The sequence below is a fragment of the Streptomyces sp. NPDC111606 genome (genome assembly GCF_055656945.1).
Map to the genome: position 1 here is coordinate 233,197 of NZ_JBVKBY010000003.1, position 12,787 is coordinate 245,983.

The 12,787-nt window shown below is 70.7% G+C and carries 12 protein-coding genes; 6 read left to right on the forward strand and 6 right to left on the reverse strand.

Features of this window, described 5'->3' with window-relative positions; all coding sequences use genetic code 11:
* The first annotated feature begins 33 nt into the window (after nucleotides 1-33).
* Nucleotides 34-471, forward strand: a complete 438-nt coding sequence (locus tag ACZ7M7_RS12855; RefSeq protein ID WP_383622406.1) for a MarR family winged helix-turn-helix transcriptional regulator — start codon at nucleotides 34-36, stop codon at nucleotides 469-471.
* A 97-nt stretch (nucleotides 472-568) separates the two neighbouring features.
* Here ACZ7M7_RS12855 and fdhD read toward each other — a convergent pair whose 3' ends face one another.
* From fdhD to ACZ7M7_RS12880, 5 genes are read right to left on the reverse strand one after another with little or no spacing between them, the layout of a single operon-like run.
* Nucleotides 569-1,417 (reverse strand): formate dehydrogenase accessory sulfurtransferase FdhD, encoded by an 849-nt coding sequence (gene fdhD / locus ACZ7M7_RS12860; protein ID WP_472115635.1) that lies wholly within the window; start codon nucleotides 1,415-1,417, stop codon nucleotides 569-571.
* 8 nt (nucleotides 1,418-1,425) lie between these two features.
* Nucleotides 1,426-2,286 carry a 2Fe-2S iron-sulfur cluster-binding protein gene (locus ACZ7M7_RS12865; protein WP_472115638.1) on the reverse strand — a complete coding sequence of 287 codons (861 nt, stop codon included), beginning with the start codon at nucleotides 2,284-2,286 and terminating at the stop codon, nucleotides 1,426-1,428.
* Nucleotides 2,283-4,106, reverse strand: a complete 1,824-nt coding sequence (locus ACZ7M7_RS12870; RefSeq protein WP_472115641.1) for an NADH-ubiquinone oxidoreductase-F iron-sulfur binding region domain-containing protein — start codon at nucleotides 4,104-4,106, stop codon at nucleotides 2,283-2,285. The genes ACZ7M7_RS12865 and ACZ7M7_RS12870 overlap by 4 nt, the downstream gene beginning before the upstream one ends.
* A 5-nt stretch (nucleotides 4,107-4,111) precedes the next feature.
* Nucleotides 4,112-6,037, reverse strand: coding sequence for a molybdopterin oxidoreductase family protein (locus ACZ7M7_RS12875; protein ID WP_472115644.1), 1,926 nt, complete (start codon nucleotides 6,035-6,037; stop codon nucleotides 4,112-4,114).
* Between the two features lie 10 nt (nucleotides 6,038-6,047).
* Nucleotides 6,048-7,019, reverse strand: a complete 972-nt coding sequence (locus ACZ7M7_RS12880; RefSeq protein WP_472115647.1) for a 2-dehydropantoate 2-reductase — start codon at nucleotides 7,017-7,019, stop codon at nucleotides 6,048-6,050.
* 271 nt (nucleotides 7,020-7,290) lie between these two features.
* Here ACZ7M7_RS12880 and ACZ7M7_RS12885 point away from each other — a divergent pair, with 271 nt between their 5' ends.
* The 4 genes from ACZ7M7_RS12885 to ACZ7M7_RS12900 all read left to right on the forward strand — a co-directional run bounded on the left by ACZ7M7_RS12885 (nucleotide 7,291) and on the right by ACZ7M7_RS12900 (nucleotide 10,653).
* Nucleotides 7,291-8,634: an OFA family MFS transporter gene (locus ACZ7M7_RS12885; RefSeq protein ID WP_383600962.1), complete on the forward strand. Its 1,344-nt coding sequence runs from the start codon at nucleotides 7,291-7,293 to the stop codon at nucleotides 8,632-8,634.
* Nucleotides 8,609-8,737, forward strand: coding sequence for an MFS transporter small subunit (locus tag ACZ7M7_RS12890; protein ID WP_274245889.1), 129 nt, complete (start codon nucleotides 8,609-8,611; stop codon nucleotides 8,735-8,737). Before ACZ7M7_RS12885 ends, ACZ7M7_RS12890 begins: the two co-directional genes overlap by 26 nt.
* Nucleotides 8,738-8,886: 149 nt before the next feature.
* Nucleotides 8,887-9,825: a beta-ketoacyl-ACP synthase III gene (locus tag ACZ7M7_RS12895; protein ID WP_383600959.1), complete on the forward strand. Its 939-nt coding sequence runs from the start codon at nucleotides 8,887-8,889 to the stop codon at nucleotides 9,823-9,825.
* Between the two features lie 150 nt (nucleotides 9,826-9,975).
* Nucleotides 9,976-10,653, forward strand: a complete 678-nt coding sequence (locus ACZ7M7_RS12900) for a GntR family transcriptional regulator (protein WP_472115651.1) — start codon at nucleotides 9,976-9,978, stop codon at nucleotides 10,651-10,653.
* Nucleotides 10,654-10,668: 15 nt separating this feature from the next.
* Here the strand turns inward: ACZ7M7_RS12900 and ACZ7M7_RS12905 are convergent, their stop codons facing one another.
* Nucleotides 10,669-11,250 (reverse strand): DUF4231 domain-containing protein, encoded by a 582-nt coding sequence (locus ACZ7M7_RS12905; protein WP_472115653.1) that lies wholly within the window; start codon nucleotides 11,248-11,250, stop codon nucleotides 10,669-10,671.
* Nucleotides 11,251-11,528: 278 nt separating this feature from the next.
* On the opposite strand from ACZ7M7_RS12905, the gene ACZ7M7_RS12910 reads away from it, so the two are divergent.
* Nucleotides 11,529-12,710: an ROK family transcriptional regulator gene (locus ACZ7M7_RS12910; RefSeq protein ID WP_472116637.1), complete on the forward strand. Its 1,182-nt coding sequence runs from the start codon at nucleotides 11,529-11,531 to the stop codon at nucleotides 12,708-12,710.
* Nucleotides 12,711-12,787 lie beyond the last annotated feature (77 nt).

Consider the following 12,787-nt stretch of genomic DNA (forward strand, 5'->3'; position numbering starts at 1 on the left):
GGAAGTCCAATGAATTCCCGATAGGGTGCCGGCATGCCCGAAGCACCCCTTCCCGCGATCCGCTCCCTCCCCAGCTGGCTGCTCGGCCGAGCGGCGGCCCGGGGGCGTTCCCTGGTCGCCGAGGCGCTCGCGGCCGAGGGCATGAAGATGTGGCACCACGTGGTGCTCTCGGCCGTCCGCGACCTCGCCCCCGTGGCGCAGGCGGATCTCGGCCGCGGCGTTCAGCTCGACCCCAAGGACCTGGTCGGGATCCTCAACGACCTGCAATCCGCCGGTCTCGTCCTGCGCGAGCCGGACCCGAACGACCGCCGCAAGAACGCGGTCTCCCTCACCGACCCGGGTGCGCGTCTGCTCGAGCGCTGTGAGAAGGCGGCCCGCGAGGCCAATGACGCGCTTCTCGCCCCGCTGTCACGCGCCGAACGCGACCGGTTCATGGACCTGCTGATCCGGATCTCAGGCACCCGGAGCTGACCGCGTGCGCGAGCCACGGGCTGAGACGGGGCCCCTGTACGGCGCAGGGGGCGCTCCCCGCCGGTCGGGGCCCCGCCGCCGTGTCGCGGGGAGCCTGTCAGGCCTGGGCGGCCGCGGTCCGCAGGGCCAGCCGGTGTTCGCCCGCGTACACGTTCATGGAGCTGCCCCGCAGGAAGCCCACCAGCGTCAGCCCCGTCTCCGCGGCCAGGTCCACCGCGAGCGACGAGGGCGCCGAGACCGCCGCGAGCACCGGGATCCCCGCCATCACGGCCTTCTGCGCCAGCTCGAAGCTGGCCCGCCCGGAGACCAGCAGGATCGTCCGGGACTGCGGCAGGTCCCCGTTCTGAAGGGCGCGCCCGACCAGCTTGTCGACCGCGTTGTGCCGGCCCACGTCCTCCCGGATGTCCAGCAGCTCGCCGTCCTCCGAGAACAGGGCCGCCGCGTGCAGGCCCCCGGTCCGGTCGAAGACCCGCTGGGCCGCGCGGAGCCGGTCGGGGAGGCTCGCGAGCAGTTCGGGCTCGACCCGGACCGGGGGAGTGTCGGCTATCGGCCAGCGGGCCGTCGTGCGCACCGCGTCGAGGCTGGCCTTGCCGCACAGGCCGCAGGACGAGGTCGTGTAGACGTTCCGTTCGAGCGTGATGTCCGGGATCCGCACGCCCGGCGCGGTCCTCACGTCCACCACGTTGTACGTGTTGGAGCCGTCCACCGTGGCGCCCGCGCAGTACACGATGTTCTGCAGATCGTCCTGCTCGGCGAGGACGCCCTCGCTGACCAGGAAACCCGCCGCCAACGCGAAGTCGTCGCCCGGAGTGCGCATGGTGATCGCGAGCGGCTTGCCGTTCAGTCTGATCTCCAGCGGTTCCTCGGCGACGAGCGTGTCCGGGCGCGTGGAGACGGCCCCGTCCCGGATGCGGATCACCTTGCGTCGTTCCGTGACTCGTCCCATGTCGTGTCTCAGCCCCGGTTCTGTACGTGCTGGTAGCCGAAGCGGCCCTTGATGCAGAGGTTGCCGTGGGTCACCGGGTTGTCGTGCGGTGAGGTGACCTTCACGATTTCATTGTCCTGCACGTGGAGAGTGAGGTTGCAGCCCACTCCGCAGTACGCGCACACGGTGGTCGTCTCCGTCTGCGCCGACTCGTCCCACGTGCCGGCCGCCCGCATGTCGAACTCCGACTTGAAGGACAGGGCCCCCGTCGGGCACACCTCGATGCAGTTCCCGCAGTACACGCACGCCGAGTCGGTCAGCGGGGCGTCGTGCTCGACCGCGATCCGGGCGTCGAAGCCGCGGCCGGTGACGGAGATCGCGAAGGTGTTCTGCCACTGGTCGCCGCAGGCGTCCACGCACTTGTAGCAGAGGATGCACTTGTCGTAGTCGCGCACGTACAGATCGTTGTCGACCTTGGGTTCCTCGTTGAGGCGGGCCGCGTCCGGGCCGAAGCGGTCCGGTTTCGCCTCGTACTCCTTGATCCATTCAGCGACTTGTGGAGTCGTCGACAAGTCGACCGAGGACGCGAGGAGTTCGAGGACGACCTTACGGCTGTGACGGGCCCGTTCCGTGTCGGTACGGACCTCCATGCCGGGCTCGGCCCTGCGGGAGCAGGCCGGGACCAGGGTGCGGGAGCCCTCCACCTCGACGACGCACACCCGGCAGGCGTTCTTGGGTGTGAGCGTGTCGCCCTGGCAGAGGGTCGGCACGTCCTTTCCGGCGGCCCGGCACGCGTCGAGGATCGTCGAACCCTCGGGAGCGCGCACCGGCTCCCCGTCGATCGTGAACTCCAGCAGCCGGCGCGGGATCCCCAGCGGTATCACGGTCATTCGTACGCCCCCAGACGGTCGATGGCGGATTCCACGGCGTTCCACGCGGTCTGCCCGAGACCGCAGATCGAGGCGTCCCGCATCGCGCGGCCGACCTCCCTGAGCAGGGCGATGTCATCGGCGGCCGCCGCACCCGTGCGCTCCACGATCCGGTGCAGCGCCTCCTCCTGCCGGACGGTCCCGACCCGGCACGGCACGCACTGCCCGCACGACTCGTCGCGGAAGAACTCGGCGATGCGCAGCAGCAGCCGGGGCAGCGGGACCGTGTCGTCGAAGGCCATGACCACACCCGAGCCGAGTGTGGTGCCCGCCTCCCGCGTGCCCTCGAAGGTCAGCGGGATGTCCAGCTCGTCGGCCCGTACGAAGCCGCCCGCCGCCCCGCCCAGCAGCACCGCCCGCAGCCCGTCCCGCGCCCCGGCCAGCTCCAGCAGCTCACCGAGCGTCGCGCCGAACGGGAGCTCGTAGATGCCCGGCCGTGCGACGCTCCCCGACACGCAGAACAGCTTCGGGCCGGTGGACTTCCCCGTTCCGATCGCCGCGTACGCCGGTGCGCCCATGGTCAGGATCGGCAGGACGTTGACCAGCGTCTCCACGTTGTTCTCGACCGTCGGCTTGCCGAACAGGCCCTTCTCCACCGGGAACGGCGGCTTCGAGCGCGGCTCGCCGCGGTAGCCCTCGATGGAGTTGAAGAGAGCCGTCTCCTCGCCGCAGATGTACGCCCCCGCCCCCCGCCGGATCTCGATGTCGAAGGCGTATCCCTGGCCGAGGATGTCGTCACCGAGCAGTCCGCGCGCGCGTGCCTGTGCAAGGGCGTGTTCCAGGAGGTGCAGGGCGCGTGGGTACTCGCCGCGCAGGTACAGGTAACCCTGGTGCGCCCCGGTGGCGTACGCCGCGATCGTCATGGCCTCGACCAGCGCGTACGGGTCGCCCTCCATGATCACGCGGTCCTTGAACGTGCCCGGCTCGGATTCGTCCGCGTTGCAGACGACGTAGTGGGGATGGTCGGGCTGCGACGCCGTGGCCTGCCATTTGCGCCCGGTGGGGAAGGCGGCACCGCCGCGCCCGACCAGGCCGGAGTCGGTGACCTCGCGGATGACTCCGGCGGGGCCCAGCTCGAAGGCCCGGCGCAGGGCGGTGTAGCCGCCGTGGGCGCGATAGTCGTCCAGCGACGCCGGGTCGACGACTCCGACCCGGCGCAGCAGGATCAGCTCGTCGCCGCCCGCCTGGGGAACCGCAAGCGCCGCCGGCGGCTCCTTGGGCGCCGAGTCCGGCGCGCGCGCGGCGAGGACGGCGTCGTGCACGGTCGCCGGCGCCGAGACCGCCGTACGTACCGGATCCCCGGCCTTGATCGCGAGCGCCGCCGGAGCCCGTTCGCACAGGCCCAGACACGGACTGCGCTGCACGCTCACCCCGCTGCCGAGGCCGAGCCGCGCCTCGATCCCGGCGCACAGCTCGCTCGCTCCGGCGGCCGCGCACGCGAGGTCCGTGCAGACGTGGAGCACGGTGGCGGGGCGCGGCTTGACCGAGAACAGGGCGTAGAAGGTGGCGACGCCGTAGGCCTCCGCCGGGGGCACGGTCAGCCGCCGGCACAGGTAGTCGAGGGCGCCGTCGCTGATCCAGCCGACCCGGTCGTTGACCGCGTGCAGCCCCGGCAACAGCAGGTCGCGGCGGTCCCGGGCCTCCCGGCCGCCCCGTGCCCACCTCAGGTCCGCGTCGGAGCGGTCGGCGCCCTCCCAGGAGGACTCCGGCGGGCCCAACAGGGCGTCGACGGCGGCCCGTTCGTCGTCCGTCGGTTTGCTGTCGCCGAAGTGCAGGTCCACTTATGTCACCTCACGATGGTCGCGACGGGGAGCTTCTCGATCCGGATCGCCGACGCCTTGAACTCCGCCGTCCCCGCGATCGGGCAGTTCGCCTCGATCGTCAGCTGGTTGGTGTCCACCTCGTCGGGAAAGTGCATGGTCATGAAGGCGAGCCCGGGCCGCAGCGCGGTGTCGACCCACACCGGCGCGACGACCGAACCACGCCGCGAGCTCACCCGGACCTCCTCACCGACGACGACCCCGTACCGCTCGGCGTCCTCCGGGCACAGCTCCACGAACTCGCCGCGCCGCAGCGGGGAGGCGAAACTCCCGCTCTGCACACCGGTGTTGTACGAGTCGAGCCGCCGCCCGGTGGTGAGCCGGATCGGGAACTCCTCGTCGGTGAGGTCGACCGGCGGATCGTGCTGGACGATCCCGAACGGCGCCGGCATCCCGCGCCGGCCCGGGTCGGACTCCCACAACCGGCCGTGCAGATAGGTCGGTTCCAGCTGTTCCGTGCTCGGGCACGGCCACTGGATGCCCTGGTGCTCCGCCAGGCGCTCGTACGTCATCCCGTAGTGGTCCGGCGACACCGACCTGAGCTCGTTCCAGACGGCCTCGGCGTCGGCGTACTTCCACTCGTGGCCGAGCCTGGCCGCCAGTTCGCAGATGATGTCGATGTCCTCGCGCGCCTCGCCCGGCGGGGTGACCGCCCGGCGGACGCGCTGAACCCGCCGTTCGCTGTTGGTGGTGGTGCCCTCGGTCTCGGCCCAGCCGGCGGTGGCCGGGAGGATGACGTCCGCCAGCTCGGCCGTCTTCGTCAGGAAGATGTCCTGCACGACGAGGAAGTCCAGCTGCCGCATCCGCCGTACGGCCTGCTCGCTGTCCGCCTCCGACTGCGCCGGGTTCTCGCCGATGCAGTAGACGGCCTTGAGCGTGCCCTCCTCCATCGCCTCGAACATCTCGGTGAGGTTGAGGCCGTAGTGGGGCTGGATGACGGTGTCCCACGCCGACTCGAACTTCAGCCGGGAGTCGGAGTCCAGGATGTCCTGGAAGCCGGGGAGGCGGTTGGGGATGGCGCCCATGTCGCCGCCACCCTGCACGTTGTTCTGCCCGCGCAGGGGCTGGAGCCCGCTGCCGTAGCGGCCGACATGCCCGGTCAGCAGGGACAGGTTGATCAGGGCGCGCACGTTGTCGGTGCCGTTGTGGTGCTCGGTGATGCCGAGGGTCCAGCACAACTGCGCGCGCTCGGCGCGGGCATAGGCGTGGGCCAGCTCGCGGATGGCGGCGGCCGGTACGCCCGTCACCTTCTCGGCGAGGGACAGCGTCCACGGCTCGACGAGCGCCTTGTACTCCTCGAAGCCGCTGGTCGCCCGCTGGACGAAGGCCTCGTTGGCCAGTCCGGCGTGGATGATCTCGCGGCCGATCGCGTGCGCCATCGGGATGTCGGTGCCGACGTTCAGCCCGAGCCAGCTCTCCGCCCACTCTGCGGTGGAGGTGCGGCGCGGGTCGACGGCGTACATGCGGGCGCCGTTCCTGATCCCCTTCAGCGCGTGCTGGAAGAAGATCGGGTGCGCGAAGCGGGCGTTGGAGCCCCACATCACAATGACGTCGGTGTGCTCGATCTCCTCGTACGAGGAGGTGCCGCCGCCCGAGCCGAAGGCCGCCGACAGGCCGGCCACGCTGGGCGCGTGGCAGGTGCGGTTGCAGGAGTCGACGTTGTTGGTGCCCATCACGACGCGGGCGAACTTCTGCGCGATGTAGTTCATCTCGTTGGTGGCCCGGGCGCAGGAGAACATGCCGAACGCGCCGCGGGCCGCCGCGAGGCCGCGGGCCGCGCGCTCCAGCGCCTCCTCCCAGCTCGCCCGCCGGAACGGCTCGTCGCGGGAGTCCCGGACGAGCGGGTGCGTCAGCCTGGTGTACGTCTTCGGAGTACGGTCGCGTTTGCTCATACGGCGCTCCTCATGCGGCGCTCCTCAGCGCGAGCAGGTCCGAGATGGCGTGCACGGTGCGCAGGGTGGGCACCTCCACGCCGGTGATCTCCGCCAACTCGACGACCGCCGCGAGGAGTACGTCGAGTTCGAGCGGCTTGCCGCGCTCCAGGTCCTGGAGCGTGGAGGTGCGGTGGTCGCCGACCCGCTCGGCGCCCGCGAGGCGGCGCTCGATGGAGACGCCGACCTCGCAGCCGAGGGCCTCGGCGACCGAGAGCGTCTCGGTCATCATGATCTCGATGACCTTGCGGGTGCCGCCGTGCAGGCACATCTGCCGCATGGTGGCGCGGGCCAGCGCGCTGATCGGGTTGAAGGAGATGTTGCCGAGCAGTTTGAGCCAGATGTCGTTGCGCAGGTCCGGCTCGACCGGGCACTTCAGGCCACCGGCGATCATCGCCTCGCCGAGGTCCAGACAGCGCTTGGACACGCTGCGGTCGGGCTCGCCGACGGAGAACCGGGTGCCTTCCAAGTGCCGTACGACACCGGGCCCTTCGAGCTCGGTCGCGGCGTACACGACACAGCCGATGGCCCGTTCGGGCGCGAGCACCGCACTGACCGCGCCGTCCGGGTCCACACTTTCGATGCGGTAGCCCTCGTAGGGGCCGCCGTGGCGGTGGAAGTACCACCAGGGGATGCCGTTCTGGGCGGCCACGACCGCCGTGGTGTCGTGCAGCAGGGGCTCGATGAGCGGCCCGCACGCCGCGTACGAGTTGGCCTTCAGGCCGAGGAAGACGTAGTCGACCGGACCGACTTCGGCCGGGTCGTCGGTCGCGTGTGCGCGGGCGGTGAAGTCGCCGCGCGGACTGAGCACCCGCACTCCGTGCTGCCTCATGGCCGCCAAATGCGGTCCACGGGCGATGAGGTGCACGTCGGCGCCCGCGCGATGGAGCGCGGCTCCGACGTAGGCGCCGATGGCACCGGCGCCGAGGACTGCAACTTTCACTTCGGAACGCTCCGTTCGGTCGAGGGAGTACCGCGGAGGTGGCTGGGAAAGGTCCGACAGCAGTGGAACTGTCGAATCCTGTCGACGGAATATTGTCTACAGTATGGATAGGGGGTCAGCAAGGGTTCGCGCACGCACCCGCAGGTTCCCGTGCCATCCCGTGCCTTCCCGGACGGTGTTCGACCGTTCGTCGCGTGCTGCATACCGCTCACCGCATACGGTCGACGTGCCGACTTCTCAACCTCCCTCTTGCTCCCTACCGTTCGGGATCATGAGTCCACCGGTCGCACCCCCGGGATGGAGCCGCTGGCTGGTTCCGCCCGCCGCTCTGTCGGTCCATCTGTCCATCGGCCAGGCCTACGCCTGGAGCGTGTTCAAGCCGCCGCTCGAATCCGCCCTGGGCCTCAGCGGCACGCAGAGCGCGCTGCCGTTCCAGCTCGGCATCGTCATGCTCGGTCTGTCGGCTGCGTTCGGCGGCACGCTGGTGGAGCGCAACGGGCCGCGCTGGGCGATGACGGTCGCCCTGATCTGTTTCTCGTCCGGCTTCCTGCTCTCCGCGCTGGGCGCGGCCACCGAGCAGTACTGGCTGATCGTTTTCGGCTATGGCTTCGTCGGCGGGATCGGCCTCGGCATCGGCTACATCTCCCCGGTCTCGACGCTGATCAAGTGGTTCCCGGACCGGCCCGGCATGGCCACCGGCATCGCCATCATGGGCTTCGGCGGCGGCGCACTCATCGCCTCGCCGTGGTCGGCGCAGATGCTGGAGTCGTTCGGCAGCGACAGCTCCGGGATCGCGATGGCGTTCCTGGTGCACGGACTGTCGTACTCCGTCTTCATGCTGCTCGGCGTGCTGCTGGTCCGCGTGCCGCGCACCGAGAAGCCGGTCGGCGACGGGCCCGGCGTGTTCGACGGACCGCAGGTGTCCGCCCGTAACGCCGTGCGCACCCCGCAGTTCTGGTGTCTGTGGATCGTGCTCTGCATGAACGTGACCGCGGGCATCGGCATCCTGGAGAAGGCCGCCCCGATGATCACGGACTTCTTCGCGAACACCTCCACGCCGGTGTCGGTGTCGGCCGCCGCGGGCTTCGTCGCCCTGCTGTCCGCCGCCAACATGGCGGGCCGGATCGGCTGGTCGTCGACCTCCGACCTGATCGGACGCAAGAACATCTACCGCCTCTACCTGGGCGTGGGCGCGCTGATGTACGGGCTGATCGCGCTGGCCGGCGATTCGTCGAAGCCGCTGTTCATCCTGTGCGCGCTGGTGATCCTCTCCTTCTACGGCGGTGGCTTCGCGACGATCCCCGCCTATCTGAAGGACCTCTTCGGCACCTACCAGGTGGGCGCCATCCACGGGCGGCTGCTCACCGCCTGGTCCACGGCCGGCGTCCTCGGACCGCTGATCGTGAACTGGATCGCCGACCGGCAGGAGGAGGCGGGCAAGGGCGGCTCGGCCCTGTACACGATGTCCCTGTTCATCATGATCGGACTGCTCGCCGTCGGCTTCGTCGCCAACGAGCTCGTCCGCCCCGTCCACCCCCGCCACCACGTCCCGTCCCCCACCTCCGCCCCGGCGTCGAAGGAGGCCGCAGATGTCCAGCGACAGCAGTCCGCCTAGCCGACGGGGCCTGATCGCCTTCGCCTGGGTGTGGGTGGGGGTACCGCTCGCGTACGGGCTCTACGAACTCGTACAAAAGGCGACGCAGCTGTTCACCGGGTAGGCGTTCGAGAAGTGTTCGGGCGTCCGATGGTCTGATAGAAGCCGACAACACGGGCGCCCGATTCCTGTGGCATCACTTGCAGCCGTACCCGCGAGTCACTGATCAGACTGGTGAATCCCGCTACCCGATGTTCGAGGGGATCACCATCGATGAACGGCTCGCGCATCGCCGCAGTCGGCCACTATCAGCCCGCCAGGGTGCTCACCAACGAGGAACTGGCGGGCATGGTCGACACCAGTGACGAGTGGATCACCTCCCGGGTGGGCATCCGTACGCGCCACATCGCCGGGCCCGACGAACCCGTCGACGAGCTGGCCGCGCACGCCGCCGCCAAGGCGCTTGCGACGGCGGGCCTCGCGCCCGGCGACATCGACCTGGTCCTGGTCGCCACCTCCACCGCCATCGACCGATCCCCGAACATGGCCGCCCGCGTCGCGGCCCGCATCGGCATCCCGTCGCCCGCCGCGATGGACATCAACGTCGTCTGCGCCGGGTTCACCCACGCCCTGGCCACCGCCGACCACGCCGTCCGGGCGGGGGCCGCGGCCCGCGCGCTGGTGATCGGCGCCGACAAGATGTCCGACGTGACCGACTGGAGCGACCGTACGACCTGTGTGCTGGTCGGCGACGGGGCCGGCGCGGCCGTCGTGGAGGCGTCCGCCGAGGCCGGCATCGGGCCGGTGCTGTGGGGTTCGGTGCCCGAGATGGGGCACGCGGTGCGCATCGAGGGGCAGCCCGCGCGGTTCGCGCAGGAGGGGCAGAGCGTCTACCGCTGGGCGACGACGCAGTTGCCGGCCATCGCCCGCCGGGCCTGCGAGCGGGCGGGCCTCGCACCCGCGGACCTCGCCGGGGTCGTCCTGCACCAGGCCAACCTGCGCATCATCGAGCCCCTCGCCGAGAAGATCGGCGCGGTCAACGCCGTGGTCGCGCGGGATGTGACCGAGTCCGGCAACACCTCGGCGGCGAGCATTCCGCTGGCGCTGTCCAAGCTCGTGGAACAGGGGCGGATCTCGTCCGGGGATCCGGTGCTGCTCTTCGGCTTCGGCGGCAACCTGTCGTACGCGGGGCAGGTCGTGCGCTGCCCCTGATGCGGGTGTGATGCGGGTGTGATGTGGCCAACTCCCCGGTTCCCTGGCCTTTGTGCGCCGTAGACTGTAGACGAAAGACAATTGATACTGGCTTTCCGTGACGGTCGGCTACCCGACGCAGTCGCCCGGTGTGCGCCCAGGAGGGGACCGATGTTGTCGACAGGACTGCCGCAGGGTGCGGTGCCCAAGCTCGAACGGCCCGGCCCGCTGCGCGACCGCGTCTACGAGGCGCTGCTCGAACTCATCACGACCCGCGCCCTCCAGCCCGGCCAGCATCTGGTCGAGAGCGAACTGGCAGGTCATCTCGGTGTGTCCCGACAGCCGGTGCGCGAGGCGCTGCAGCGGCTGAACACCGAGGGCTGGGTCGATCTACGGCCCGCGCAGGGCGCGTTCGTGCACGAGCCGACGGAGGAGGAGGCCGACCAGCTCCTCACCGTCCGCACCCTGCTGGAGGCCGAGGCGGCCCGCCTCGCCGCCGCCCACGCCGACAGCGCCGGCATCGCGGCCCTGGAGAAGCTGTGCGCGGAGGGCGAGAAGGCCGTCGCCGCCGATGACGTGGACGCCGCCGTCGCCCTCAACGCCCGCTTCCACGCGAAGATCATGGAGCTCGCGGGCAACGCGGTCCTCGCCGAGCTGGCGGCCCAGGTCGACCGGCGGGTGCGCTGGTACTACACGCCGGTCGCCCGTCAGCGCGGGCAGCAGTCCTGGATCGAGCACCGCGGCATGATCGCCGCGATCACCGACCGGGACGAGCAGGGCGCCACGCAGCTGATGCGGGAGCACACCGAGCACACGCGACGGTCGTATCACGACCGGGGCAAGTCCTGATCGCTGCCGCGGGGTTCAGTACTGCCCGTTGTTCCCCGTGGCATCCGTGCGCGGACTCGCGAGCTGGATCCACGTGCCCATCTCCCGCTGCTCGATGCGGGTGACGTTGGCGGCGAGCATGCGGTCCCGGGTCCCCGGGTCGGCGTACGGCTCGGCGCCGGTGTAGTAGAGGCGGCGTTCCGCCTCGACCGCCTCGCGGGCCTCGCTGAAGCGCAGGTAGTCATCCTGCCAGTGGAAGACGGACCGCAGACCGGTGATCACCACGACGACGCCGCCCAGGATCGCGGGCACCTGGGCGGTCCCGGGTGAGATGACCGCCGAGACGGGGATCGAGGCGGAGACGAGCAGCAGCAGGGTCTCGGTGAGCCGGAAGTTGCGGCGGGCCCTGATGGCGGCGTTGTGGTACCAGCCGTGTGACCCGTTCGCCACGCGCATCGCATAGCCGGGCCCGGTGTCGGGCGACGAACGTCCGGACCTCGGGGGAGTGGCGGGGACGGGCAGGGGCGGCATGGCGGGAACAGATGGTGACGGCGTGCCGTCGGCGCTGTCCGCGGCCTGCGTCGATACCGGTTCGTCGGACGAGGTTCCCTGAGTCATCCGCGCTCCCCCCAAAGCACTGCTGCTGGAGGGACAGGGTAGCCAACCGGCTTCGTTCGCGCGGCACTTGCGCGCCCTGGGCCCACAAAGACGATCGATGGCCGGCACGTACCGATCTCGTCTTTGTCCTGTGAGTGGAGAAAGTTGATGGCAATCTCTGCGCAACTTCTTCCCAGTCCCGGCGCCCGCTGCTACGTTCCCCTCGAAAGCAGGCTGCGGAAGTGGCCGAAACCCGGCGCGCACAGGCCGATTGAGGCGGGGAGGGGCTCGTGAGACGCATGACGGCGCGACCCGCGAACGCCCATCAGGCCAAGCTGCTCAGGCTGCTGCGCGACGGCGGGCCCAACTCCCGGGCCCAGCTCGGCGATCAGATCGACCTCTCGCGGTCCAAGCTGGCCGTGGAGGTGGACCGCCTGCTGGAGACCGGACTGGTCGTGGCCGACGGACTCGCCGCCTCGCGCGGTGGCCGCCGCTCCCACAACGTCCGGCTCAATCCCGGGCTGCGTTTCCTCGGCGTCGACATCGGCGCGACCTCGGTCGACGTCGCCGTCACCAACGCCGAGCTGGAAATCCTCGGCCATGTCAACCAGCCCATGGACGTCCGCGAGGGCCCGGTCGCGGTCTTCGAGCAAGTCCTCTCCATGGCGGCGAAGTTGAGGGCCTCGGGGCTCGCGGAAGGGTACGACGGCGCCGGCATCGGCGTCCCCGGACCGGTCCGCTTCCCCGAGGGCGTACCGGTGGCCCCGCCGATCATGCCGGGCTGGGACGGCTTCCCCGTGCGGGAGGCGCTCAGCCAGGAACTCGGCTGCCCGGTCATGGTCGACAACGACGTGAACCTCATGGCGATGGGGGAGCAGCACGCGGGCGTGGCACGCTCCGTGGGTGACTTCCTCTGCATCAAGATCGGCACCGGCATCGGCTGCGGCATCGTCGCGGGGGGCGATGTCCACCGGGGCGTCACGGGCAGCGCGGGCGACATCGGGCACATCCAGGCCGTGCCCGACGGCCGCCCCTGCGCCTGCGGCAACCGGGGCTGTCTGGAGGCCCACTTCAGCGGGTCTGCCCTCGCCCGGGACGCCGTCGAGGCGGCCCAGCAGGGACGGTCGGAGGAACTCGCCTCGCGGCTGGAGGCGAACGGCACGCTGACCGCCGTCGACGTCGCCGCCGCGGCCGCCGCGGGCGACGCCGCCGCGCTCGACCTGATCCGCGAGGGCGGCAACCGCGTCGGCCAGGTCATCGCCGGACTCGTCAGCTTCTTCAACCCCGGCCTGGTGGTGATCGGCGGCGGGGTGACCGGCCTCGGCCACAACCTGCTCGCCGCGATCCGCACCCAGGTCTACCGCCAGTCGCTGCCCCTGGCGACCGGCAACCTGCCGATCGTCCTGGGGGAGTTGGGCCCCACCGCCGGAGTCATCGGCGCGGCCCGGCTCATCAGCGACCACCTGTTCTCACCCGCGTAAGCCACCTACGTCGTACGGCTCACCCGCACAGCACTTCGCACCGCCCTGCTCTGCCCCGCACAGCACCGCGTTTCGCT